The following is a 24,389-nucleotide window of genomic DNA, read 5'->3' as shown; positions in this document are numbered from 1 at the left end:
CCCACCCTCCGAAGGGAGTTGCTGTGCTCGACAGGATGGCCAAGCTCTCCGGCGGGCCGGCCACGGGCTTCGGTCGAATTCTCGTGCCGCTGATGTGGGTGGCGGTCTTCGTCGCGGCGGCCGCACAGGCGTGGGCGGGCCTGAGCCGGCCCTGGGCGGACCGGCTCAGCGACCTGCAGGTCTACATCGGCGGTGTCAGGACCTGGCTGGCGGGCGACAGCCTCTACGATTTCGCCGCAGCCGGCACCGGTGCCCCCTTCACCTACCCGCCGCTTGCCGGGCTCCTCTTCCTGCCGCTCGGCCACCTGAACACCACGGCGGTGATGGTCGGGTGGACGATCCTCACGGTTGCCGCGGTGGTGGCCATCGCAAAGATCACAGCAGGCGCCGCCGCCCGCACCTGGGGGCTCCGCAAGAACGTGGCCGTGCCGGCTGTCGCCCTGCTCCTCTTCCTCTCCGCGCCCGTCAGCAGCAACCTGCGATTCGGGCAGATCAGCATCTTCCTGGTCCTGTTCGTGCTGGTCGACGCGTTGAAGGTGGTTCCCGAGCGGTACCGGGGGGTGGCCACCGGGCTCGCCGCCGCGCTGAAGCTGACACCACTGATCTTCATCCCGTACCTCTGGCTGGCCGGACAACGGGCGGCCGCCGTGAAGGCGCTCGGCACGTTCGTGGTCGCCACCCTGCTCGGCTGGCTGGCTCTGTTCGACGAGTCGGTGCGCTACTGGACGAAGGAACTGCTGGACATCGAGCGGGTCGGCAACATCGCCACCGGCGGGAACCAGTCACTCAACGGAGCGCTGCTCCGGCTGGACCTGCCCGACTCGATCCGCTCCGGCACCGTCCTCCTGCTCGGCGGCGTCATCGTCGTGATCGCCCTGGTGCGGGCCACCCGACTGTCCCGGCGGGAGAACCTGCTGGCCGCGACGCTGATCGTCGGCGCCGCAGGTCTGGTCTTCTCTCCGGTCTCCTGGACCCATCACCAGGTCTGGCTGGTGCTGGCCGCCGTCCTGCCGATCAGTGTCGCGGTCTGGAAGCGTCGGGCGTGGGCCGTGCTGGTGGCGATCGTGATGATCGCTCCGGTGACCTCGATCGGCGCCGGGCTGCCGGGCGGCGTGGTGTGGGGTAACGCCCGGCTTGTCCTGGCCGTGACGATCGCGTGCCTCGTGCCGTTCATCGGGCGCGAGCGCGGCGACGACGCGCAGCCCGGCGGGGAAACGAATCCGACGGACGAGTCGGGCGCCGTTCCCGGTCAGCGCCCCGTAGGCTCCCAGACGCTCTCTCGGTGATCACCGACAGAGGCACCGCGGGTCAGGAAGCCGACGGTGTCGGCCACGGTCAAGGAGATGCTCCGATGAGCGAGCAGACGAAGGACGTACCGCTCAACTACGAACAGGCCCGCGCCGAACTCGCGTCGGTGGTGGAACGGCTGGAGGCCGGCGGCACCTCGCTGGAGGAGTCGCTGGCGCTCTGGGAGCGGGGTGAGGAACTCGCGGTTATCTGCCAGCGTTGGCTCGACGGGGCCCGCGCCCGCATCGACGCCACCCGGCAGGACCCCACCGGCTGAACGCCGCACACGCACGACGCGGCGGGGGCACCTGACCCCCGCCGCGCGATCTGGCTCAGCTGAACAGGTTGTACAGCTCCGGCGGGGCCTCGACGACCTGGTCGGCCGGAGGCTTCTGCGCGGCGGTCGCGTTGCCGTAGTCGCTGTACGTCACCCGGATCTCCTGGGCCGCCGTTTCACCCGTGCCGGGAACCTGGAGGATCAACTCGGTGAGCCGGCCCTGCGCGTCGGTGGTGGCGGTGAACGGCACCGAGTTCGCCTGCGCGCCGAGTGCCGTGATCATGCTCTGGTCGAGCGATCCGGCCTCGGCGGCCTTCGACAGGTCGATGGTGCCGGCGTACGCCCCGTCGCCGGTACGGCGTACCTCGGTGACGGCCTGGGTGAGCACCGCGCTGCCGGCCGGGTCGACCTTCTCGAAGTCGAAGCCGAGGTTGCGGTTGCCCTGGATGCGGGTCTGGTCGAGGTGCTGGTACTTGCCGAGGCTGAGCTTGTCCCGCCCCGGGACGCTGGACGCGGCCGCGCCCTGAAGATCCAGCTTGACCCAGCTGTCCGGCTTGGCGTGAATGAGGTCGAGGGTCATCGCGAGGTCGTCGGTCGGTTCGCCGATGTTCACCCGCATCTGGGCGCTCTGGCTCGGCTGGTGCACCTGCCCCTCGGCGGTGGAGCCGACACCGGACATCCGGAACCGGAAGTTGCCGTTGCTGATCTCCCGGGTCGAGTCCAGCAACGCCTGCTTGGCTTCGGCGTCACCTGCCGCACCGCTCGCGGTGGCGCTGGCGGTGGCGGACGGCGTACCGGTGGGCCCGGCCGTGCTGTCGCCGGTGCAGGCGGCGACTCCGGGCGTAAGCAACGCGGCGGCCATCAGGCCGGCGCTCAGTCGTCGTACGGTCATCGGTGTCTCCCAGCAGGGTCACCCGACGCATCTCGCGCGCCGGAGGCTGTCTTCCTCTGTTCCCTGCCGGCCCGTCGGGCAATCACCTCGGCTGCCGCCACCCGCCGGTGGGCGGAGAACGCCGAACGGGGGCGGAACGAATCCGCCCCCGTTCGGGTGATGACCGGTCAGACCTACTTGAACATCTCGTACGTCTGCTCGTTGGCCTCGACGACCTGGTCCGCCGGCGGCTTCTGGGCGGCCTTGGCCGCGCCGTAGTCGGCGTACTTGATCGTGACGTCCTGCGCCTTGGTGTCACCGGCGGCGGGGACGGAGATGACCAGCTCGATCAGCCGCCCCTGATCGTCGAGCTTCGCGGTGAACGGGATCTGCTTGGCCTGGTCGCCCAGCGCCTTGATCACGTCCTCGTCGGCGGCGACCGAGTCCGTCGCCGCGGTCATGTCGACCTTGCCGCTGTACGTGCCCGGCCCGGTCTCCTGCACATCCGACAGCCCCTTGAACATCTCGGCGGCGTTGGCCGGGTCGCTGCCGTCCTTGAGCATGTCGAGGTTCTTGGCGTCGCCGGCCTTGGCGGCGTCGATGTACTGGTACTTGTCCTTCATCTCCGCCATGCCCGGCAGCCCGGCGAGCAGCTCGCCCAGGTCCATCTTCACCCAGGTCTCGGAGTCGATCTGGATGACGTCGAACTCCATGGTGAAGGTCTCGTCACCGGCCTTCATGGCCATCTGAGCGCTGTTGCTCGGCTTGTGGATGCTGCCACTGCCGTTGATCGACTCGGAGGCGACGGTGAAGGAGAAGTTGCCCTCGGCCAGCCCCTTGGTGGAGGCGACAAGCGCCTCCTTCGGGTCCTTCGGGACGGCAGCAGCGGAGGAGCCCGACGCGGTGGACGAGTCGGTGGCGCCGGAGTTGCAGGCGGCCACGCCGGGAACGAGCAGCGCGGCAGCGACAACGCCCACGCTCCAGCGTCGAATGTTCACAGACAATCTCTTCTCAAACTCGGAAAACCGGACGGGTCAGATCCGTCCGACAAACGAACGACCGGGAGCGTAACGGATCGGAGGGACATTTCGGGGACCATAAATTCAGTCCACCGCGCTGGCCATCTCCCGCAGCTCGTTGTCCCGGGCGTCGCCGATCACGATCACGGTGCGTTCCGGCTGGAGCAGCACCAGTGCCTGCTCGTTGCCCCGCGCGGTGTACCGCTGCCAGGTGCCGCCGCCGAGATCGGCCTGCCCCTGCGGCTGTCCCCGTTCGGTCAGCTCGGTGGGGAGCAACTGCTCCGGCGGCACGTTGCTCTGCACCAACTGCAGGCCGCGCCCTTCCGGAGTGACATATCCCACCCGTAGGGTGGCCCCGCCCTCGACCGCGCGGTACGAGGCCCGCACGGTCCGCCAGCCCTCGCCCAGCCCGGACGGCTCGCTCACCGGGAACTCCGCAGCCGCCCGCGCCTGTTCGAAAGCGGGTGTCGGGTCGACGGAGGTCGGCTGGTCACCACCGAGGAAACCCCGGTAGAAGGCGAGCAGCAGGGCGATCGGGACCAGCAGCACCAGCAGCGAAATCGCCATGTCACGCGGCGAGCGGGTGGAGGCCGGCTTCGCGGCACCAGCCGACGGGCCCGGCAAGGGCTGCCCGATGCCCGGGCCACCGCTGCGATCGGCGGTCGGCCGGTCATCACCCGGTGTCTGGTCTGCGGGTTCGCGGTCGGCATGCTGTGCGGGTTCCACCCCGCCATTCTGGCAGTTGCCCGACCGGCGGTATCCGGCCCATCACCGCCCCGCCCCGGCTCCGCGTCCGCCATCGTGTGAGGATCAGGAACGAAGCCGGCAGCTGCCCACCGTCGGCCCGGTCAACCCCGCACCGCCGCGAGGAGGAGCCGTTCAGATGACGACCACCAGGACCCGTACCCCACAAGACCTCGACCGCAACCTCGCTCTCGACCTCGTCCGGGTCACCGAGGCCGCAGCGATGGCTGCCGGCCGGTGGGTCGGTCGGGGCGACAAGGAGGGCGGCGACGGCGCCGCCGTCGACGCGATGCGCAAGCTGATCAACTCGATCCCGATGCGCGGGATCGTGGTGATCGGCGAAGGCGAGAAGGACAACGCGCCGATGCTCTTCAACGGGGAAGAGGTCGGTGACGGCACCGGACCCGAGGTGGACGTCGCAGTCGACCCGATCGACGGCACCACGCTGATGAGCAAGGGGATGCCGAACGCCCTGGCGGTGCTCGCGGTCGCCGAGCGGGGTGCGATGTTCGACCCGAGTGCGGTCTTCTACATGGAGAAACTCGCCGTCGGGCCGGCCTACGCCGACGTCGTCGACATCAACGCCGGTGTCGCCGAGAACCTGCGCCGGATCGCCAAGGTCAAGGGCACCAGCGTCTCCGAGGTGACGGTCTGTGTCCTCGACCGGTCCCGCCACGACGGCCTGGTCGACGACATCCGCCGGGCGGGTGCCGGCATTCGCTTCATCTCCGACGGCGACATCGCCGGCGCCATCGCCGCCGCCCGTGGGGAGTCCGACGTCGACGTCCTGATGGGCATCGGCGGCACCCCCGAGGGGATCACCGCCGCCTGCGCGCTGAAGTGCATGGGCGGGATGATGCAGGCCAAGCTCTGGCCCCAGGACGAGGCCGAACGGGAGAAGGCGCTGGCTGCCGGGCACGACCTGGACCGGGTGCTCACCACCGACGACCTGGTCACCGGCGACAACTGCTTCTTCGTGGCCACCGGCGTCACCTCCGGCGACCTGCTGCGCGGGGTGCGCTACCGGGCCGGCGGGGCGTACACCCAGTCGATCGTCATGCGCTCGAAGAGCGGCACGATCCGGGTGATCGACTCGTACCACCGGTTGGAGAAGTTGGCGCTCTACTCGGCTGTCGACTTCGACGGCCGGCCGCTGGCCGAGCAGGCGTGAGCGGGTACGGCGAGCGGACCTTCAGGCACGGTGGCCGGCCGCCTCGTACCGCTGTCGGGCGGAGCGAGGCGGCGGCGTGAGCATGGCCGGTACGGCGCCCCGGACGGCGAGGTCGGCGGGACGCCGGGTCGGCGCGGTGGCACTGGCGGCCGTCGCCGGCATGGCGGTGGCCGTCCAGTCGCGCATCAACGGCGAGTTGGGCGTACGCCTCGACGACGGCCTCGCCGCGGCGACCATCTCCTTCGGGGTGGGCCTGCTGCTGCTGTTGGTGCTGGTGCCCGCCACCCGTAGCGGGCGGCAGGGGCTCAACGCGCTGCGCACCGCCCTGAGCACGGGCACCATCCGCCCGTGGCAGTGCATCGGCGGGGCGTGTGGCGCGCTGCTGGTGTTCACGCAGGGAGCCACCGTCGGCACCCTCGGCGTGGCCGTGTTCACGGTGGCGGTGGTCGCCGGCCAGTCGGCGAGCAGTCTCGTGGTCGACCGGGCGGGCGTCGGCCCGGGCGGTCGCCAGCCGGTGACCGGTGCCCGCCTTGCGGGCGCGCTGCTGACCGTGGCGGCGGTGCTGCTGGCCGTCGGTGGCCGGGGACTGGAGCCGGCTGCCCTCGGACTGACCCTGCTGCCGCTGGTCGCCGGGGTCGCGGTCGCCTGGCAGCAGGCGGTGAACGGTTGGGTCCGGGTGGTCTCCGGCAGCACGTTGACCGCGACGGGGGTGAACTTCGCCGCCGGAACGAGTGTCCTGCTTGTCGCGTTCGCCGTCAGCGTCGTGGTGCGCGGGGCACCCTCCGGTGCCCTGCCGACGGAACCGTGGCTCTACCTGGGCGGGCTGGTCGGCGTGATGTTCATCGCGATCGCCGCGTCGGTGGTCCGCCTCATCGGCGTACTCGTGCTCGGGCTGGCGACCATCGCCGGTCAGGTCATCGGTGCGGTACTGCTCGACGTGCTGCTTCCGACGGCCGCGTCGCAGCCGGGCCTGAGAACCGTCCTCGGCGCGCTGCTCACCCTGGTCGCCGTCGCCGTGGCCACGCTGGGCAGCCGACTCCGCGTGCCGCCCAGCCGCCGACGGCCGTCCTGAGGCGTACGACTCAGGGCATGGTCATCGGCGACGTCGAGCCGTACGGATCGTCCAACTCGGGCCGGCGGCGACGGAAGATGATCGCCGCCACGATGCCGCCCAGCAGGCCGAACAGATGGCCCTGCCAGGAGATCCGTTCGTCGGTCGGCAGGACGAGCGCCAGTTGGCCGCCGTAGAGGAGGCCGACCAGCAGGAAGACGGCGAAGTTCCACCAGCTCCGCTCGAAGATGCCCCGGGTCAGCAGGATGCCGAGATAACCGAAGATGACCCCGCTCGCCCCGACGACGATCGTGTTGGGCGACCCGGTGAACCAGACGCCCAGGCCACTGGCCAGCACGATCACCAGCGTGGACCAGAGGAACCGTCGGGCACCGGCGGCCAGCACGAAGGTGCCGAGGAGGATCAGCGGGATGCTGTTGCTGTAGAGATGCTCGAAGCCGTGATGCAGGAACGGTGAGAAGAAGACACCGTCCAGCCCCTCGATGCGCTGCGGGATGATGCCGGCCGCGGCGTCGAAGCCGGCGCCGAGCCACTGGTCGAGGCCCTCGATCAGGAAGAGCACCGGCACCACGGCGCACATGGCGACGAAGGCACGGCCGATGGACGAGTAGAAGGCCTCGGTGCCGAACCGGTGCGGGTCGCCGTTGACAGGGTGCAGGCTCACCCGTCAACAGCTATCAGCAAACGCCGGCAGCCGCCACTTCCGGTCGCCCCGGATCCACGCCGGCAGCGCGTCCACCTGGTCGGTGACGCTGCCTGAGACGGTGAGGAAGTGCGCCACGGGTAGCCGGCCGCAGCGGCTACCCGCGCTCTCACCGGGGCTGGACCTGGTGGTACGGGTGCGTGGTCATGGTGAGCTGGCCGCCGATGACGGCCGGATCGGTCGCGGTCAGATCGGCCGCCTTGCCTGGCGGCAGGGCGAGGACCAGGGCACCGACGAGATCACCGGTCAGTCGCTCGTCATGCCGCCAGATCGGACCGGCGACCACGGCCGTGCCGGCGTCGACCTGGCGCCTGATCCAGGCGAAGTGGCCTGCCGCATTGCGCTGGGCTGCCAACGGCTGGGAGTGGTCCCAGCCCGGACCGGGGTGCACCAGGACGAGACTGGTGGTGGGAAGTTGATCCATCAGGTCAGGATGACAGCACCGGCAGGCGGCCACCCACAGCGTACGGCGCTCGTCGGTCCGACGCGGCCCGGACAGATCCGCATCGGGCCCAACTCCCGGGGGTACGCCCCATCCCCCTGGCTCGATCAACGCACATCGGCGGGAACCAGGAGTCCGTCATCGTTCCCGCCGATGCGTTGACCGGTCAGTACCAGCCGGTGTTCTGCGAGTGGTTCCAGGCGCTGCACGGGGTGCCGTAGCGACCCTTGATGTAGCCCAGTCCCCACTTGATCTGCGTGACGGGGTTGGTCTCCCAGTCCGAGCCGACCGTGGCCATCTTGTTGCCCGGGCGCGCCTGCGGGATGCCGTGTGCCCCGGAGGAGTTGTTGTGCGCCCGGGGGTTCCAGCCGCTCTCCTTGGTCCAGAGCTTGTCCAGACAGGGGAACTGATCGATCTTGAAGCCAGCGTCGATCATGAGGGCGCAGCCGGTCTTCCGGTTCCCGCTGTACTCCGCGCAGGACGCCGGGATCGGCCCGTCGTACGGCTTGAGGGCCCGGGCCCGAGCGGCGGCCTCCTTGGCGGCCTTTTCCTCGGCGGCCTTCTTGCGTGCCGCCTCTTCGGCCTTGCGGGCCTTCTCGGCGGCGGCGCGGGCCCGCTTCCGGGTCTCGACGGCCTGCTGGCGAGCGGCCCGCACCTGGCGGGAGACCTGCTGCTCCTGCCGGTAGTCGACGTCGATCTGGGTGACACTGCCGGCCACCTGCGCGCCCGGATCCGGGCGCGGCGTCTGGCGGTCATCGCTGAGGTAGAAGCCGCCGGCAACGCCCCCGGAGAGCAGCACGACAGCAACGCCACGGGCGGCGAACCGGCTCCACAGCCGACTCACGTGGTGATCCCTTCGTCGGGGTCAGGGACGCGGAGCGACCGACCCACTGGGCCGAAGCACACCGCGAGCGCCCGCGACCGGCTCTGCCGGTCGCCGTAGCCACACCGCGTCGTGTCTGGTGACTGTCCGCTCCCTGGTGGGAGTGGCGGACCGCCACCATTGATACCCGCGGTGCGTGGGCGCCCGTTGGACACCATCGCGCACAGTGAGGCCGATGGGAAACGACCAGCCTCAATTGTGACGTGCGTCACTCAAAAAATGGGTGGGAACACGCCCTAAAGGCTCATCATTGCGGGATGTCCTCCAGCAGATCGGTCACCATCGCCGCGATCGGAGATCGCTCCGAACGGCTGAGCGTGACATGCGCGAAGAGCTGATGACCCTTCAGCGCCTCGATCACAGCGGTGACGCCGTCGTGCCGACCGACCCGCAGGTTGTCCCGCTGCGCGACGTCGTGGGTGAGCACCACCCGGGATCCCTGACCGATCCGGGAGAGCACCGTCAGCAGGACGCCACGCTCCAGTGACTGCGCCTCGTCGACGATGACGAAGGCGTCGTGCAGGCTCCGCCCGCGGATGTGGGTCAGCGGCAGCACCTCCAGTAGACCCCGCGAGGTGACCTCCTCCAGCACGTTCTCGTGCACCACCGCGCCGAGCGTGTCGAAGACCGCCTGTGCCCAGGGCGACATCTTCTCCGACTCGGAGCCCGGCAGGTAGCCGAGTTCCTGGCCGCCGACGGCGTACAGCGGGCGGAAGACGATCACCTTCTTGTGCCGGCGGCGTTCCATCACCGCCTCCAGCCCGGCGCAGAGCGCCAGGGCCGACTTGCCGGTGCCGGCCCGGCCACCGAGCGAGACGATGCCGATCGACTCGTCGAGCAGCAGATCGAGTGCGATCCGCTGCTCGGCGGAGCGGCCGTGCACGCCGAACGCCTCCCGGTCACCACGGACCAGTCGGACGGTCTTGTCCGGCAGCACCCGACCGAGGGCCGACCCCCGGGTGGAGTGCAACACCAGCCCGGTGTGACACGGCAGGCCGGCAGCGGCGTCCACGTCGATGCTCTCCCCGCCGTAGAGCCGGCCGATGTCCTCCTCGGCCAGATCCAGTTCGGCCATCCCCGTCCAGGTCGGATCGCTCGCCTGGCCGTGCCGGTACTCGTCGGCCCGTAGCCCGACCGAGGCGGCCTTGACCCGCAGCGGCATGTCCTTGCTGACAAGCGTCACCTGCCGCCCTTCGGCGGCGAGATTCAGCGCGACGGAGAGGATCCGGGCATCGTTTGACTCGTTGCGGAAGCCCGGTGGCAGCACGCCGTCGTCGGTGTGGTTGAGCTCCACCCGCAGCGTGCCACCGTCGTCGTTGGCGGGCACCGGACGGTCCAGCCGCCCGTGACGTACGCGCAGCTCGTCCAACATGCGCAGCGATTTCCGGGCGAACCAGCCCAGCTCGGGATGGTGTCGCTTGCCCTCCAATTCGGAGATCACCACCAGCGGCAGAACCACCTCGTGCTCGGCGAAGCGGTGGAACGCCGCCGGGTCGCTGAGCAGGACGGAGGTGTCCAGGACGAAGGATTGCCCCGCTGGTCGGGGCTCCCTGGTGTCGGCCGACGCGGTAGCCGCGGTGCGGCGGCTCCGGGTGGTGCGGCGGGTCGTGGCAGTCGCGGCCGGGCTCTGGTCGGCCCCGGCGGTCGTACGGCGAGTGGTCACAGGCCTGCTCCGGCGGATGGGCACCCGGCCACCCGCGGTCCGCCTCCTCCGGTGCCCGACGGACACGGGGTCGGATGCGGGCCCCGTGCGCGAGGTCGCAGGCCGGGCGGGCCGGCTGGCTCGGGACAATCCCGCGCCATGCCTAGACGCTAGCTCCCCGCACCCGTCCCGGCTAGAGCATGATTCAGAACGTCCACCGGCGACGAGCCTGCGCCGGGCGGGGTGAACCGGCCGGGATGCATGCCCCCTGCGCGCACCCCGGCCGGTGGGACCACCGCCACCGGTCTGGCCGTGATCCCGCGCGGCACCCGCCCGATCGAGCGGTACGCCGCGTTTCTGGACGGGCCCGCGAGCCCGTCGACCGGTCTCAGCCGGTTCGTCGCACGAGGGTGCCGGTCGGGTGCCGCCCGGTTACCGAGGCGGTCGGCGTCGTGAACGACGATCCGGTGTACGTGGTGCCGGGCTGAGCCACGGCGGCCGGCACCCGGGCGTTGGCCGGCCCGGTGACCGCCAGGGCGGTGGCGATCGCGGCCTGGGCGTCGCGCCGCCGGCGGTTCCAGGCGCCACGATCACCGTCGAAGTAGCCCTGCCGATAGCCGAAGCGGTAGCCGATGCGGTAGCTGAGCTGCCCGTGCAGCCGTCCGGCCGCGTAGCTCGTCGCCGCGAGCACGAGCACCAGGAAGATCGCGAGGAAGGGACTCATCCGGCCGCTCCGGTGCCTCGCACGTTGCTCATCGTTCCTCCGGCTCGACGGTGGTCGGGTCGGTCATCAGCAGGCGGTCGAGGTCGTCGGTGCCGACCTCCTCGACCAGCTCGACGCTGATCCGGCAGCCGTCCAGGACCACTTCGGCCACCGACGACCGGCGGATCTCGCCACCGGCGTCGTAGACCCGGACGCTCAGTTCCGGGCAGCCGAGGTGGGTCCGCCAGGCGTTCCACTCGGTCCGGTCGCCGACACTGAGCGAGAGGTAGCGACAGCCCCGGGCCAGGTAAAGACGCCAGGGCGCGCTGAGCCCTGCGGCGACACCCTCCGCGATCAGGCCGAAGGCCTGCGCACGGGTTGCGAGTTCGGTCACCGCACCTCCCGCGCATCGGGCGCGTGACGCAGGTGAGCACTTATCGTCTCATGCACGTGACACACCGTAGGTTGTCCCATGGGCGTGACAGTATCAGCTTTTCGTGCGTTTGCCCCCGCACCTACGTACATCTATCCTGCCCAGGTGACACCCCTCAGGAAGAATGTCGGCACCCTGATTGACCAGTCAGCATCGGCGTCACGTAAGCGTGACAAAGGCGTGCCGAGGACGCCTACTCAGGTCCAACGGTCGTACGGTCACGAGGTGACCGAGACCGCCAATGCACGGAAGATCGCTTTCGCCACCTTCGTCCGACGGGCCCTCGACGAGGCCCGTGCCACCCGGGCATGGAGCGGCACCGAGGTCTCCCGGCGTACCGGCGTCTCACGGCAGACGATCAACCGCTGGGTACGCGGCGACTGGGCCAGCGACCCCGAGGCCGAGCGGGTGGTGGCGTTCTGCGAAGGCCTCGGCCTCGACCCGACGCCGGCCTTCGCGGCACTCGGCTGGGATCGGACCTCCGCCCGACACCGGTCCACCTCGACGCCCCCGCCGATGGACCCCGACGTCGAGGCGCTGCTCCGCCGACTGGTCGACCCCGACGTCTCGGACGCGGAGAAGTTCCACATCAGAGAAACCATCCGCTACCTCGCATACCGGCCGACCCTGCCGACAGGTGTCCGAAAGCGAGGGGAAGCTGCCAGCTAGTTCTCAGATGGCGAAAGAACAGCAGGTCAGCCTCATTCGTTTCGCTTCGGGGCGGGATCGGGCACGCTAGCGTCCGTATCTGTACTGCTTGGGCTCGTCGTCGGCGGGGGGACGGGACAAGGCCGAACCCAGCCCTGCGGGACAGAAGGAGGGTCTTTCATGACCCTGAAATGGTCGGCAGTCGTGGTCGCGACAGTCTCGGTGACACTCTGCGTCACCGGCAACGCGGTGACCCTGGCCCTCGACGGCGGGCAGCTTCCGCTGCTCGTCAACCTCGTCGCGCTCGTCGCCGCGAGCACCGCGATCGTCCTGGCTGTGATCGCTGAGCTGCACGAGCGGCTCAACGACCGGGTCACCGCGCTCACCGAGTTCCTGGTCGAGCGGCTCCGGGAGATCGAGGCGCACACCGGCGACCGCAACGCCGGATTCGTGGAGGGTTACCTGCTCAGTCACGGTCAGGAGGCGGCCGTATTGCCGTTCGGTCGCCGAGGACGGGGAGCCGCCGAACGCTGAGCGCAAGGGCCGAACGAGCCGACTCGGGCCAGGATTGATCGCCAGAAGCCGGGGTACGCTGTGGCGCGTGCCACCGTTGAATCTGGGCGACCAACAGCCGAAGATCCCGTTGAATGCCGACCAGGCCTGGCGAATCACCGCCGACCGGGCCGGCGAGACCGTGCTCTTCTTCGACTTCGACGGCACACTCGCGCCGGTCGCCGACGACCCGACAAAAGTGCAGCCCGCGCCGAAGGTGCTGGCCGCTATCGAGGCGCTGGCCCCGGTGGTACGGCGGATCGCGATCGTCTCCGCCCGGCCCGTCGAGTTCCTGCGGGAGCACTTCGACGGGCTGAGCGGCGTGGACCTCTACGGCCTGTACGGCCTGGAGCACAGCCACTCCGGCGGCGAGACGGTCACCGAGCCGGCCGCCCTGCCCTTCGTGCCCACCATGAGCGAGCTGGCCGACCTGGCCCGGGCCGAGCTACCCGCACAGGCCCTGGTGGAGTACAAGCGGCTGTCGGTGGCCCTGCACTGGCGTACCGCGCCGCAGCTGGCGGACACGGTCGAACAGTGGGGTCGGGCCCAGGCCGAACGCCTCGGGCTGCGGGTGCAGATCGGCCGGATGGTGCTGGAGGTCAAGCCGCCGGTCGACCGGGACAAGGGCATGGTCATCGACGAACTGGTGCAGGACGCGGGTGGTGCCTGGTACTTCGGCGACGACGTCTCCGACATCAAGGCGTTCGCCGCGCTGCGGGCCCGTGCCGCCGCCGATGCCGACTTCATGGGAGTCTGCGTCGCCGTCGCCAACCCGGAGACCGGTGCCGAGGTCGCCGAGGCCGCCGACCTGACCATCGACTCGCCGGCCGCCCTGGGTGACTTCCTCACCGAGGCCACCCACCACCTGACCTGACGGCCCGCGAAGGGCCGACCCGCTCAGGCCCCGAAGCGGCGCTGACGGGTGGCGTACGAGCGCAGTGCGCGGAGGAAGTCGACCCGGCGGAAGTCCGGCCAGTTGAGTTCGCAGAAGTAGAACTCCGAGTGTGCCGACTGCCAGAGCATGAAGCCGGACAGCCGCTGCTCCCCGCTGGTCCGGATGATCAGATCCGGGTCCGGCAGGCCTCGGGTGTAGAGGTGCTCCGAAATGTCGTCGACGTCGAGGGAACCGGCCAGTTCCTCAAGCGTGCCGCCGTTGGCCGCGTGCTCCAGCAGCAGCGAGCGGACCGCATCGGCGATCTCCCGGCGGCCCCCGTACCCGACGGCGATGTTGACCTGAGCGCCGCCGCTGCGGTCCCGGGTCCGCTCCTCGGCGGCCTTGAGCGCGGCGGCGTGGTGCGCCGGCAGCACGTCGAGCGCGCCCACCATCCGCAGCCGCCAGGGGTTGCCCGCCTCGGCCAGCTCGGTGGTCAGATCTTCGATGATCTGGAGCAGCGGGTCCAGTTCCGCCGCGGGGCGGGAGAGATTGTCGGTGGAGAGCAGCCAGAGCGTCACGTGGCCCACCCCGGCGGCGTCACACCACCGCAGCAGCTCCTTGATCCGCTCGGCACCCATCCGATGCCCGTCGTTCGGGTCGACGAACCCCATCTCCCGGGCCCACCTGCGGTTACCGTCGCACATCACGCCCACGTGGCGGGGCACCGGACGGCCCGCGAGCTTGGCCGTCAGCCGCCGCTCGTAGACGGAGTAGAGAAGTTTCCGCAGAGTCATCACTTGCAGAGTAGCGAGCCCGCGCGCAGGAGAGCGTGCCGGTGGCAGATACCGCACCGAGCGGCCGAGACCCGGTCGAATCGCCCCAGCTCAGGACGCGGGCGCGGCGGTGGAGGCACGGCGTACGCCGTAGAGGGCGAGGATCGCCGCAGCGACAAGCGGCGTGCCGTCGCGGATCAGGCCATCCACTCCGAGTAACCACCAGCACAGCGGAAGGTCCACCGCGAGCACGATCACGGTGATCACCACGAGCAGGATGCCCGCCCAGCGCTTGCCGCGCATCAGGAACGCGGTGCAGAACAGCACCAGGTAGCTGGTCGCGATCCCCGCCGCCAACCAGAACAGCACCGCAGGCAGGGCGAACGGCCGGCCGTCGAGGATCTCCGCGACGGCCACCAGCGCCGGTACGAGCATCAGCGGGCTGTAGGTGAACGCGGCGACCCGGCTGGTCAGCAGCCAGGCGTTGGCCTCCGGTCGACGTGGTGGCGTTTCCCGCCAGAAGATGCCGGAGCGCTCGATGACCAGGCGGGGCCGGTGCCGCACCAGATGGCCGGCGATGGCCGGGGAGCGGTACAGCAGCCAGACCACGGCGACGCACAGCGCGGTGAGCAGGGCGAACCCGAGCAGACCGGGCAGCGGTGGCACGCCGTGCCGGGGCACGATCAGCCGCCCGACCGCGATGACGGTCGTGACGGCGAGGATCAGGCCGAGCGGTCGGGCCACCGTACGCCCTCGTCGTACGTGACCGATCAGCAGCAGGAAGCCGATCGACCGCAGCATCGCCCAGCCGGTGCGTACCGCCAGCCCGAATCCCTGCTCCGGGGCGTACCACCAGTTGAGCACCTCGACCACGACGGTGGCCGCAGCGGTCACGGCGAGCAGCACGGTCATGGCCCGGACGGCGGACGGCCGCCGGACCTCGGTCTCGGCGGCCGTCCTCATGGGATCCGATGATGCCTCGGATCCGGCGTCGATCACACCCCGCGCGGCGACTGTTCCGCGTCGAGTCGGGCCCGCAGGGCGTCCAGCTCGGCCCAGAGCACACCGGGCAGCTTGTCACCGAACTTCTCGAACCACTCGGTGACCATCGGCAGCTCGTTGCGCCACTCGTCCGGGTCGACCTTGAGGGCGATCCGGACGTCCTCCGGAGTCATGTCCAGGCCCTCGACGTCGAGGGAGTCCAGCGTCGGGACCATGCCGATCGGCGTCTCGACGGCCTCCGCCCGACCCTCGATCCGCTCGATGACCCACTTGAGCACCCGGGAGTTCTCGCCGAATCCGGGCCACAGGAAGTTGCCGTCGGGGTCCTTGCGGAACCAGTTGACGTAGTAGACCTTGGGCAGCTTCGACTCGTCGCCGTTGGCGCCCTTGCCCATCTCGATCCAGTGCCGGAAGTAGTCGCCACCGTGGTAGCCGATGAACGGCAGCATCGCCATCGGGTCACGACGGACCACACCGACCGCGCCGGAGGCGGCGGCGGTGGTCTCCGAAGAGAGGGTGGCGCCCATGTAGACACCGTGCACCCAGTCCCGGGCCTCGGTCACCAGCGGTACGGTGTCCCGCCGCCGGCCACCGAACAGGATCGCGTCGATCGGTACGCCGTTGGGGTCGTAGTAGTCCTCGGCGAGAATCGGGCACTGGGCGATCGGGGTGCAGAACCGGCTGTTCGCGTGCGAGGAGAGGCCCTCGCTCTCCGGCGTCCAGTCGTTGCCCTTCCAGTCGATCAGGTGCGCCGGCGGCTCGCCCATGCCCTCCCACCAGATGTCACCGTCGTCGGTCAGCGCGACGTTGGTGAAGATGGAGTTGCCCTTGTCCAGGGTCCGCATGGCGTTGGCGTTGGTCTTCCAGTCGGTGCCGGGTGCCACGCCGAACAGGCCGAACTCCGGGTTGACCGCGTAGAGGCGACCGTCCGGGCCGAACCGCATCCAGGCGATGTCGTCACCGATGGTCTCGACCTTCCAGCCCGGGATGGTCGGCTCCAGCATGGCCAGGTTGGTCTTGCCGCAGGCCGACGGGAAGGCACCGGCGATGTGGTAGACCTTGCCCTCCGGCGAGGTGATCTTGAGGATCAGCATGTGCTCGGCCAGCCAGCCCTCGTCGCGCCCCATCACGCTGGCGATCCGCAGCGAGTAGCACTTCTTGCCGAGCAGCGAGTTGCCGCCGTAGCCGGAGCCGTAGGACCAGATCTCCCGGGTCTCCGGGAAGTGCGAGATGTACTTGGTCTCGTTGCACGGCCAGGCCACGTCCTGCTGACCGGGGGCCAGCGGGGCGCCGATGGAGTGCAGAGCGCGGACGAAGTCCGCGTCGTCACCCATCGCCTCCAGGATCTTGGCACCCATCCGGGTCATGATCCGCATGGAGGCGACCACGTACGGGCTGTCGGTGATCTCGACACCGAACATGGGCTTCTCGGCCTCGACCGGACCCATCACGAACGGAATGACGTACATCGTGCGACCGCGCATCGAACCGCGGTACAGATCGGTCATCGTCCGCTTCATCTCGGCCGGCGCCATCCAGTTGTTGGTCGGGCCGGCGTCCGCTTCGTCCACGGAGCAGATGAACGTCCGCTCCTCGACCCGGGCGACGTCCGTCGGGTCGGTCCGGGCATAGAACGAGTTCGGTTTCTTCTCGGGATTGAGCCGGATGAGGGTGCCGGCCTCGACCAGTTCATCGGTGAGGCGACGCCATTCCTGATCGGACCCGTCAACCCAGACCACCTGGTCAGGGGTGGTCAGTTCAGCGACCTCACGGACCCAGGCGAGCAGTTTGGGGTGGGACGTCGGGGCCTGATCGATACCCCGAACGGTGGCCGGAGCAACCATGACACTTCTCCTTGTGGTCGACGCTGACCGGTCTATTGGAGTGCACGAGTCTTGGCGCGCGATGTGCGTCGCCTTCGTGGAAACCTGGGATTGGGCTCAGCGTAAACCGACGGACCTCCACAGTCAGTGGGACTGGTTGTGAAGAACTGCACAAGGTACGGGCACGCTGCCGCTTCACGGCCCTTTACCCGCTTTCGCGCGCAGTTTCACGCAAATCTTGCGGTGAACCTCTATCAGGGCCACCCGGCGTAGCCGCTTTGGCACCTGCTGGGAGGTAGCGGGAATCAACTCCGGATTGAACTGGTCCGGTTACGCTCCGTTCGTGCCCGTCCGCACCGCCGCGCCACTGGACACCGCAAGCCGCCGCTGCCCGCCTGCGGGGCCGCCAACCGGTACGCTCGCACGGTGGCCGCCACGATGACCGGAGAGCCAGGCTCCCGGCAGACCCGACGGGGTCTGATCCACTCCCTGCGGGACCGTTTCGGTCACCTCGTGCGCGAGATGAGCAAGTTCGCCACCGTGGGCGGAGTGGCCTTTCTCATCGACTTCGCCCTGTTCAACTACCTGATCGGCCCCGCCCGGGTGGAACAGATCACGGCGAAGACGATCGCCACGGTGATCGCGGCCACGTTCGCGTTCCTGGGCAACCGGTTCTGGACGTGGCGGCACCGCAAGCGCTCCCACCCGGCCCGCGAGTACGCGCTGTTCTTCTTCTTCAACGCGGTGGGCCTGGGCATCGCGGTGGCCTGCCTGGCCATCAGCCGCTACGGCCTGGGCGGCATCTGGCCGGAGGTCTTCCAGACCCGACTGGCCGACAACATCGCCAGCTTCGTGGTGGGCACCGGCCTCGGGACGCTGTTCCGATTCTGGTCGTACCGACGGTTCGTCTTCGTGGATACGGGAACTCCTGTCGCCGCGGAAGTTGACCGGGACCGCGGGGCGTGACCTCCCGCCCACCCGTACGGCCGGAGCCTGCCGGCCCGAGCCCACTGCCCTAAGGTGTTACGCATGCCTCTTGTCCGTCTGCTGCCTGAGCGCTGGCAGAAGTTCATCCATGAGGCGCTCAAATTCGGCCTGGTCGGTGGCATCAACACCGTCATCAATTATGCGGTGTTCAACGCCCTCGCCCTGACGATTTTTGTCGATGGTCAGCTGAAAGCGACGGTGATCGCCACGGTGGTGGCGACAATCACGTCATATCTGATGAATCGGCACTGGACGTACCGAGATCGCCCTAAATCGGCCATGCAGCGGGAATACGCCCTTTTCTTCCTGTTCAACGGGGCGGGCCTGCTGATCGAACTCGGTGTCCTCGCCGCCGCGAAGTACGGCCTGGGCATGACCAGCCTGTTGGCGCTGAATGTGGCCAAGACCGGTGGTGTGGTGTTGGCGACGCTGTTCCGCTTCTGGTCGTACCGCACCTTCGTCTTCCAACCTGCCGCGCCCGCCGAGGCCAAGCCGGCCTGGCAGGGTCTGCCCCGCGACGAGTGGGACACGATGGCCGGAATGGACCCGGTGGCCGAACTCGCCGAGTCCGTCACCGAGTTGGAGGAAGAGGAACCACCCGCCACCCGGCCGCCGAGCCTGACGCCTCGGCCGCTCCAACCCCGCGCCGCGGCCCTGAGCAACGAGGCCGAGCTCACCGCCGCGCTGGACAAGGAGCTGGAGGCCGAGCTGGCGGCAGAACTCCAGCCCGCCCCGGCGCACCGCCGCTTCCGGCGCCGCTGATCCTCTTGTACGCCCGAGAGCGCCCGCCAGGCATGGCGGGCGCTCTCGCTGCGTCAGCTCAGAGGCCGGACTTGTTGTCGCGTTCGGCGAGGATCTCGCGCAGTTCCCCGTCGCCCAACGAGTGCTTGTCGTGGAACGCCTCGACCAGCTCGTAGAGCTTGGTCTGGACTCGGTCGACCTTCGGCACGTCGGGCAGCACCGACTGGCCCCGCTCGCCTGCCGACTCGATGGTGAGCGTGCCGTAGCCCAGCAGCCGCCCGACGAACTGCTGGTTCATCGAATGGTCGTTGACCCGGCTGAGCGGGATGTCCCGCCTCTCCCGGGAGAAGACCCCGTGCTGGAGCACCACCCGCTCGTTGGTGAACAGATAGTGCGTGGTGCGCCAGACGATGTACGGCCACACACCCAGCACCAGTACGGCCAGCACCGCCAGCCCGCCGATCACGGCGAGGGTGATGGAGCCACCTCCACCGGAGGGTAGGAACACCAGACCGACCACCACCGCGGCGATGGCGAGCACCAGCACCGCCACCGGCCGGATCAGAGCCTTCCAGTGCGGACGCAGGTGCAGCACGACGTGCTCGTCCTCGGTGAGCACGTCTTCGGGGAACGCCACGGATACCTCCTCGCAGAACCGGACGCGCAGACGTTAACCCCCCACCCCCACTCCGCCACATCCACCACGCGGCCACCCTCCCCACCCCGTCCACCCACACCTCGCCGATCTCGCACTTCCGGTCACCCTTACACCCCGCTATGCACCTTTCGCCCCGACCAGAACCGCAAGATCGCCGGGCCGAGAGAGGGGCGCGCGAGGGGCGGGGGTTAGCGGAGGTGGAGGAGGTCGGCGGCGGGGAGGGAGTGGGTGGTGGGGGTGGGGTGGGGGGTGGTGAGGAGGAGGTGGCCTTCGCCGGTGATGGTGGTGGCGGTGCCGGTGAGTTCGGTGCCGTCGGGGAGGAGGGCGCGGACCTCGCGGCCGACCGTGGCGCAGACCTTCAGGTACGCCTCGCGCAGGCCACTGGCGGTCGCGTCGCCGCCGGCAGCCCGCCAGCGGGCGTACCAGTCGGCGAGTGAGCGGAGCAGGGCGCGCAGGAGTGGGTCCCGGTCGGTGGCCGTCGCGCCGGCCAGTTGCAGCGAGGTGGCCCGCAGGCCGGTCGGGTTCTCCGGCAGCTCGTCGGCGCGCAGTGTGACGTTCAGTCCGATGCCCAGCACGACGGCGGGCGGGTCACCGAACTCGGGGCCGGGCACTGCCTCGGCGAGGATGCCGGCGCACTTCGCCCCGTCGATCAGCAGGTCGTTCGGCCACTTCAGGCTGGCGTCCAGCTCGGCCAGCCGACCGACCGCCTCCACCAGCGCCACTCCGGCCAGCAACGGCAGCCAGCCGTACCCCGACGGTGGTGCGGGTTGCCAGTCGCGGTCCGGCACCGCCTCCCCGGGCCGCAGCAGCACGCTCGTCGCGATGCCGGCGCGCGGCGGCGACTGCCAGGTCCGGCCGCGCCGCCCCCGGCCGGCGGTCTGCCGCTCGGCCACCACGACCAGGCCCTCCGGCTCGCCGTCGCGGGCCGCCTCGGCGACATCGGCGTTGGTCGAGCCCGTTTCGGCGCGCAACTCCAACCGCGCCCACGGACCGTACGGCGCGACCAACGCCCGGCGCAGCCGCGCCGCCGACAGCGGCGGACGGTCCAGATCGGTGTACGGCGAGCCCGGCATCCCGTCAGCCTACGGTTTACCCCTCCTGCCGAGCGCCGCTGACCTGAACCATCGTTATATTCCCTGGGTGACTACCGAGACCGGCAGCAACCTGCACAGCACCGCCGGCAAGCTGGCGGACCTGGCGCGACGGGTCGACGAGGCGGTGCACGCCGGGTCGACCCGAGCCGTGGAGAAGCAGCACGCCAGGGGCAAGAAGACCGCCCGTGAGCGGATCGACCTCCTGCTCGACGAGGGTTCCTTCGTCGAGTTGGACGAGTTCGCCCGGCACCGCTCCACCAACTTCGGCCTCGACCGCACCCGCCCGTACGGCGACGGTGTGATCACCGGCTACGGCACCATCGACGGCCGGCAGGTCTGCGTCTTCGCGCAGGACTTCACGGTCTTCGGTGGCTCCCTGGGCGAGGTCTTCGGCGAGAAGATCGTCAAGGTGATGGACCTCGCCATGAAGATCGGCTGCCCGGTCATCGGCATCAACGACTCCGGTGGCGCCCGCATCCAGGAGGGCGTCGTCTCCCTCGGCCTCTACGGCGAGATCTTCTTCCGCAACGTACGCGCCAGCGGCGTCATCCCGCAGATCTCGCTGATCATGGGTCCGTGCGCGGGCGGCGCGGTCTACTCCCCCGCGGTCACCGACTTCACCGTGATGGTCGACCAGACCTCGCACATGTTCATCACCGGCCCCGACGTCATCAAGACGGTCACCGGTGAGGACGTCGGCATGGAGGAGCTGGGCGGGGCCCGCACCCACAACAGCCGCAGCGGCAACGCGCACTACCTCGCCACCGACGAGGACGACGCCATCGACTACGTCAAGGCGCTGCTGTCCCACCTGCCGTCCAACAACCTGGACGAGCCGCCGGTCTTCCCCGTCGACGCGGACCTGGCCGTCACCGACGCCGACCGGGAACTGGACACCCTGATCCCGGACTCGGCCAACCAGCCGTACGACATGCACCGGGTGCTCGAACACGTGCTCGACGACGGGGAGTTCCTGGAGGTCCAGCCGCTCTACGCACAGAACATGGTGGTCGGCTTCGGTCGGGTCGAGGGTCGGCCGGTCGGTGTGGTGGCCAACCAGCCGATGCACTTCGCCGGCACGCTGGACATCGCGGCCAGCGAGAAGGCGGCCCGGTTCGTGCGTACCTGCGACGCCTTCAACATCCCCGTGCTGACCTTCGTGGACGTGCCCGGCTTCCTGCCCGGCACCGGCCAGGAGTGGGACGGCATCATCCGCCGGGGCGCCAAGCTCATCTACGCGTACGCCGAGGCCACCGTGCCGAAGGTCACCGTGATCACCCGCAAGGCGTACGGCGGGGCGTACGACGTGATGGGCTCCAAGCACCTGGGGGCCGACCTCAACTTCGCCTGGCCGACCGCGCAGATCGCGGTGATGGGCGCCCAGGGCGCGGTGAACATCCTCTACCGGCAGGAGTTGGCCGCCGCCGAGGACCCGGCCGCCGTCCGCGCCGAGAAGATCGCCGAGTACGAGGACACTCTCGCCAACCCGTACGTGGCCGCCGAACGCGGGTACGTCGACGCGGTCATCCCGCCGCACGAGACCCGTACCCAGATCGTCCGGGCCCTGCGCGTACTCCGCACCAAGCGAGAGACCCTCCCCCCGAAAAAGCACGGCAACATCCCCCTCTGACAGCCCTCCCCCTCCCCCCGCCCCCGCCCACGCCCGCGCCCGCGCCCACGCCCACGCCCACGCCCACGCCCGCGATCTTGCAGTTTGGGTCGCCGTTCTGCGGCTTCTGCCCCTTATGCGGCGACCAAAAGTGCAAGATCGCGGGCCGAGTGGGGTGGGGGGTGGGGTGGGGGGGTCAGCAGGTGGGGTTGGAGGCTAGGCAGAGGCGTTGGGCGGCGATGGTGGCGACGCGGCGTAGTTCCGGGTCGGGGGCGTCGCGGTTGAGGGTCAGCACCGTGATGAGGTCGCCGACGCGCAGGACGGCGGTGGTGTCGGGGGGTGCGGGTTCCCGGGTCGCGCCGGTGTCCAGGTTGCGGGTTGCCGTGATGGTGTGCCGAATCAGCATCGCCTCGTCGCCGGCGAAGTCACGGTCGGTCACCTCCCATCGGTGGTCCGCCTCGGCTCGCGCCATGCGGTCCCCCCACAGGACATCGCCGGCCGATCGCCAGTTCGCGCATGGTGCGAGCATCTCGTCGAGTCGGCTGAAGAAGCCGGCGACCCGCTCCGGTGCGATCCGGTAGACGTCCTGACTGAGCAGCACGTCGGCCGGCTGCCGGGCACCGTCCGCGCTCGCCCGCAGCAGGGTCTGCGAACGCGAGTACCGCGACGGCTCCCAGTAAGCCGCCCGCCCCTGCTCCTCCAGGCAGACCGGCAGCAACTTGTCGATCTGCACCAGCTCGCCGACGCCCGCCTGACCGAGCGGCGGATCGGCCATCGCGGTCAGATCCGTCGGCTGCACCAGTACCTCGTGGGGAATCTCCACGTGTGCCGACTGCGAGCTCTGCGGCGGCGCGACGGCCGGCGGCCCCCCGAGACGCAGCCCCGCGATCACCGGCCCAGCGGCCAGGACCAGCACTGCGGTCGCCGTACCGACCATGGCCCGGCGTCGCCGTCGGCGGGCCCGCTCACGCAGCACCGCAGGTTCCGGCCAGCGTACGTCCCGCAGGTCGTTCTGGAGTCGCTCGACGAACGTCATCTCGTCACGCACCGGGTGCCTCCTCCAGGTCAGAGACGGCGAGCAGTCCGGCGAGCGCGGTACGCCCCCGGGAAAGGCGGGCCTTGACCGTGCCGACCGGGGCCGAGGTCTGCCGCGCCACCTCGGCGACAGGCAGGCCGACCAGGTAGTACAGCGCGATCGCGACCCGCTGCTCCTCGGGCAGACGACGCAGGGCGGCGACCACCTCGACGGTTTCCGTGCCCGGCGCGGGGACGCTCTCCACCGCGCCGTGCCGCAGGTACGCCCGAGCCCGGCTACGCAGACTGCGCCACCGGCTCACCGCGAGCCGGCTCGCCACCACCCGTACCCACGCCTCCGGGTCGTCGTAGTGCCGCACCGTGGACCACCGTTGCCAGGCTCGGACGTACGCCTCCTGAACGGCGTCCTGGGCTTCGGCGAGGTCACCGGTGAGCACGTAGACGAAGCCGAGCAACCGTTGTCGGCTGCCCCGGTAGAAATCGTCGAACCCGTCGACGTCCGGCACCTGCCACCTCCCTGCGGGTCGTAGAGGACACGCACCAGGGGGTGGGTGCGGTTGCCGCCGGACCCGAACCGGTCGGGCCGGAGGTCGGGTCACCAGGTGATGCCGGCCTCCGCGAGCAACGGGCCGGCCAGCATCAGACCGCCGACGACCAGCACCGCCAGGTTGACCAGACCGAAGAGGACGACCCAGAAGAACGCCGGAAGCCCGGTGATCCCGGCCAACTGGTCGGCGTCGGAGGCGGGCATCCCCCGCCGGGTACGCAGCCGTTGCAGCTCGATCACCGGTCGTACGCCGCCGAGCAGCAGGAACCACACACTCGTCCAGGCGAAGGCGGCCTGCACCTGCGGGCTGGCGTACCACGAGACGGCGAGCACCACTCCGCCGGTGACCAGCAGCGACAGCACCCCGAACAGGTTGCGGATCATGACCAGCATGGCGAGCAGGAGGATCACCGCGAGCCAGAGCAGCAGCGTGATCCGGTTACCGGCCAACAGCCACGCCCCACCCAGGCCGACCAGCGGTGGCGCGATATAGCCGGCGAGCAGGGTGAGCACCATTCCCGGACCGGTGGGCCGCCCCGCGGACAGCGTCAGTCCCGAGGTGTCCGAGTGCAGCCGGATGCCGCGCAGCTTACGGCCGGTGAGCAGCGCGGCCAGGGCATGGCCGCCCTCGTGCGCGATGGTGATCGCGTTGCGGGCGACCCGCCACGGCAGCCGGGTGCTGACCACCAGCAGCGCGACCACGCCGGTGAGCAGCACCAGCAGCGGGGGCGGGTCGGGCTGCGCGCCGACCAGGCGGTCCCAGAACTCCGTCATGCCCTCGATCGACACCATGGGGCGC

27 protein-coding genes are annotated in these 24,389 nt (G+C 69.9%); 10 read left to right on the top strand and 17 right to left on the bottom strand.

Translation table 11 applies throughout. The features are described 5' to 3' along the window. Positions 1–23 precede the first annotated feature (23 nt). Together VAB18032_RS04510 and VAB18032_RS04505 are read left to right on the top strand one after the other, a co-directional pair. Positions 24–1,286 carry a glycosyltransferase 87 family protein gene (locus tag VAB18032_RS04510; RefSeq protein ID WP_148272200.1) on the top strand — a complete coding sequence of 421 codons (1,263 nt, stop codon included), beginning with the start codon at positions 24–26 and terminating at the stop codon, positions 1,284–1,286. A gap of 65 nt (positions 1,287–1,351) precedes the next feature. Continuing rightward, complete coding sequence (locus tag VAB18032_RS04505) at positions 1,352–1,564, top strand: exodeoxyribonuclease VII small subunit (RefSeq protein WP_013731600.1); 213 nt, start codon at positions 1,352–1,354, stop codon at positions 1,562–1,564. Positions 1,565–1,619: 55 nt separating this feature from the next. Here the strand turns inward: VAB18032_RS04505 and VAB18032_RS04500 are convergent, their stop codons facing one another. The 3 genes from VAB18032_RS04500 to VAB18032_RS04490 all read right to left on the bottom strand — a co-directional run bounded on the left by VAB18032_RS04500 (position 1,620) and on the right by VAB18032_RS04490 (position 4,180). After that, a complete protein-coding gene (locus VAB18032_RS04500) occupies positions 1,620–2,456 on the bottom strand; it encodes a hypothetical protein (protein WP_013731599.1) in 837 nt (278 codons plus the stop codon). 173 nt (positions 2,457–2,629) lie between these two features. After that, entirely contained in the window at positions 2,630–3,412 is a 783-nt protein-coding gene (locus VAB18032_RS04495) for a hypothetical protein (RefSeq protein WP_013731598.1), read from the bottom strand. A gap of 126 nt (positions 3,413–3,538) precedes the next feature. Then, positions 3,539–4,180, bottom strand: coding sequence for a DUF4245 domain-containing protein (locus VAB18032_RS04490; RefSeq protein WP_013731597.1), 642 nt, complete (start codon positions 4,178–4,180; stop codon positions 3,539–3,541). Positions 4,181–4,337: 157 nt separating this feature from the next. Here VAB18032_RS04490 and glpX point away from each other — a divergent pair, with 157 nt between their 5' ends. After that, entirely contained in the window at positions 4,338–5,369 is a 1,032-nt protein-coding gene (gene glpX, locus VAB18032_RS04485; RefSeq protein WP_013731596.1) for a class II fructose-bisphosphatase, read from the top strand. 82 nt (positions 5,370–5,451) lie between these two features. Continuing rightward, positions 5,452–6,441, top strand: a complete 990-nt coding sequence (locus VAB18032_RS04480; RefSeq protein ID WP_050814539.1) for a DMT family transporter — start codon at positions 5,452–5,454, stop codon at positions 6,439–6,441. 10 nt (positions 6,442–6,451) lie between these two features. Here VAB18032_RS04480 and VAB18032_RS04475 read toward each other — a convergent pair whose 3' ends face one another. The 6 genes from VAB18032_RS04475 to VAB18032_RS04450 all read right to left on the bottom strand — a co-directional run bounded on the left by VAB18032_RS04475 (position 6,452) and on the right by VAB18032_RS04450 (position 11,208). Beyond that, the gene (locus VAB18032_RS04475) at positions 6,452–7,105 is read right to left on the bottom strand and encodes a rhomboid family intramembrane serine protease (RefSeq protein WP_013731593.1); all 654 of its coding nucleotides are present in this window, start codon (positions 7,103–7,105) and stop codon (positions 6,452–6,454) included. A gap of 148 nt (positions 7,106–7,253) precedes the next feature. Continuing rightward, positions 7,254–7,568 (bottom strand): YciI family protein, encoded by a 315-nt coding sequence (locus VAB18032_RS04470; RefSeq protein WP_013731592.1) that lies wholly within the window; start codon positions 7,566–7,568, stop codon positions 7,254–7,256. Positions 7,569–7,752: 184 nt separating this feature from the next. Next, on the bottom strand, positions 7,753–8,430 hold the full coding sequence (locus tag VAB18032_RS04465; protein ID WP_013731591.1) for an aggregation-promoting factor C-terminal-like domain-containing protein: 678 nt from the start codon (positions 8,428–8,430) through the stop codon (positions 7,753–7,755). 286 nt (positions 8,431–8,716) lie between these two features. Continuing rightward, positions 8,717–10,132, bottom strand: coding sequence for an RNA 5'-3' helicase PhoH2 (gene phoH2 / locus VAB18032_RS04460; RefSeq protein WP_013731590.1), 1,416 nt, complete (start codon positions 10,130–10,132; stop codon positions 8,717–8,719). Between the two features lie 367 nt (positions 10,133–10,499). Next, on the bottom strand, positions 10,500–10,835 hold the full coding sequence (locus VAB18032_RS04455; protein WP_013731589.1) for a hypothetical protein: 336 nt from the start codon (positions 10,833–10,835) through the stop codon (positions 10,500–10,502). Positions 10,836–10,863: 28 nt separating this feature from the next. Next, positions 10,864–11,208, bottom strand: coding sequence for a hypothetical protein (locus VAB18032_RS04450; protein ID WP_013731588.1), 345 nt, complete (start codon positions 11,206–11,208; stop codon positions 10,864–10,866). 264 nt (positions 11,209–11,472) lie between these two features. On the opposite strand from VAB18032_RS04450, the gene VAB18032_RS04445 reads away from it, so the two are divergent. The 3 genes from VAB18032_RS04445 (at position 11,473) to otsB (ending at position 13,321) form a co-directional block, all read left to right on the top strand. Further along, positions 11,473–11,916, top strand: a complete 444-nt coding sequence (locus VAB18032_RS04445; RefSeq protein WP_013731587.1) for a helix-turn-helix domain-containing protein — start codon at positions 11,473–11,475, stop codon at positions 11,914–11,916. A 159-nt stretch (positions 11,917–12,075) separates the two neighbouring features. Then, complete coding sequence (locus VAB18032_RS04440; protein ID WP_013731586.1) at positions 12,076–12,429, top strand: hypothetical protein; 354 nt, start codon at positions 12,076–12,078, stop codon at positions 12,427–12,429. A gap of 67 nt (positions 12,430–12,496) precedes the next feature. Then, positions 12,497–13,321 (top strand): trehalose-phosphatase, encoded by an 825-nt coding sequence (gene otsB, locus VAB18032_RS04435; protein ID WP_013731585.1) that lies wholly within the window; start codon positions 12,497–12,499, stop codon positions 13,319–13,321. A 23-nt stretch (positions 13,322–13,344) separates the two neighbouring features. Here otsB and VAB18032_RS04430 read toward each other — a convergent pair whose 3' ends face one another. The 3 genes from VAB18032_RS04430 to VAB18032_RS04420 form a co-directional block, all read right to left on the bottom strand. Further along, a complete protein-coding gene (locus VAB18032_RS04430) occupies positions 13,345–14,115 on the bottom strand; it encodes an isoprenyl transferase (RefSeq protein ID WP_013731584.1) in 771 nt (256 codons plus the stop codon). 90 nt (positions 14,116–14,205) lie between these two features. Continuing rightward, a complete protein-coding gene (locus tag VAB18032_RS04425; RefSeq protein WP_013731583.1) occupies positions 14,206–15,057 on the bottom strand; it encodes a hypothetical protein in 852 nt (283 codons plus the stop codon). Between the two features lie 32 nt (positions 15,058–15,089). Continuing rightward, a complete protein-coding gene (locus VAB18032_RS04420; RefSeq protein WP_013731582.1) occupies positions 15,090–16,940 on the bottom strand; it encodes a phosphoenolpyruvate carboxykinase (GTP) in 1,851 nt (616 codons plus the stop codon). 417 nt (positions 16,941–17,357) lie between these two features. Between VAB18032_RS04420 and VAB18032_RS04415 the strand changes: the two genes are divergently transcribed. Next, a complete protein-coding gene (locus VAB18032_RS04415; RefSeq protein ID WP_013731581.1) occupies positions 17,358–17,885 on the top strand; it encodes a GtrA family protein in 528 nt (175 codons plus the stop codon). 63 nt (positions 17,886–17,948) lie between these two features. Beyond that, positions 17,949–18,668, top strand: coding sequence for a GtrA family protein (locus VAB18032_RS04410; RefSeq protein WP_013731580.1), 720 nt, complete (start codon positions 17,949–17,951; stop codon positions 18,666–18,668). 58 nt (positions 18,669–18,726) lie between these two features. On the opposite strand, the gene VAB18032_RS04405 is transcribed toward VAB18032_RS04410, so the two are convergent. Further along, entirely contained in the window at positions 18,727–19,284 is a 558-nt protein-coding gene (locus VAB18032_RS04405) for a PH domain-containing protein (protein ID WP_013731579.1), read from the bottom strand. A 209-nt stretch (positions 19,285–19,493) separates the two neighbouring features. Then, on the bottom strand, positions 19,494–20,378 hold the full coding sequence (locus tag VAB18032_RS04400) for a biotin--[acetyl-CoA-carboxylase] ligase (protein ID WP_013731578.1): 885 nt from the start codon (positions 20,376–20,378) through the stop codon (positions 19,494–19,496). A 67-nt stretch (positions 20,379–20,445) separates the two neighbouring features. Between VAB18032_RS04400 and VAB18032_RS04395 the strand changes: the two genes are divergently transcribed. Beyond that, positions 20,446–22,029 (top strand): acyl-CoA carboxylase subunit beta, encoded by a 1,584-nt coding sequence (locus VAB18032_RS04395; protein WP_013731577.1) that lies wholly within the window; start codon positions 20,446–20,448, stop codon positions 22,027–22,029. A 175-nt stretch (positions 22,030–22,204) separates the two neighbouring features. Here VAB18032_RS04395 and VAB18032_RS04390 read toward each other — a convergent pair whose 3' ends face one another. The 3 genes from VAB18032_RS04390 to VAB18032_RS04380 form a co-directional block, all read right to left on the bottom strand. Further along, positions 22,205–23,056, bottom strand: coding sequence for a hypothetical protein (locus VAB18032_RS04390; protein ID WP_013731576.1), 852 nt, complete (start codon positions 23,054–23,056; stop codon positions 22,205–22,207). After that, positions 23,049–23,549 carry a SigE family RNA polymerase sigma factor gene (locus VAB18032_RS04385; RefSeq protein ID WP_013731575.1) on the bottom strand — a complete coding sequence of 167 codons (501 nt, stop codon included), beginning with the start codon at positions 23,547–23,549 and terminating at the stop codon, positions 23,049–23,051. The genes VAB18032_RS04390 and VAB18032_RS04385 overlap by 8 nt, the downstream gene beginning before the upstream one ends. 89 nt (positions 23,550–23,638) lie before the next feature. Then, positions 23,639–24,382 (bottom strand): M50 family metallopeptidase, encoded by a 744-nt coding sequence (locus VAB18032_RS04380; protein ID WP_013731574.1) that lies wholly within the window; start codon positions 24,380–24,382, stop codon positions 23,639–23,641. Positions 24,383–24,389 lie beyond the last annotated feature (7 nt).

The organism is Micromonospora maris AB-18-032 (assembly GCF_000204155.1).
In the GTDB taxonomy this organism is placed as follows: domain Bacteria; phylum Actinomycetota; class Actinomycetes; order Mycobacteriales; family Micromonosporaceae; genus Micromonospora; species Micromonospora gifhornensis.
The sequence above is the reverse complement of the archived record's forward strand: the minus strand, read 5'-3'. Positions and strand labels throughout refer to the sequence as shown.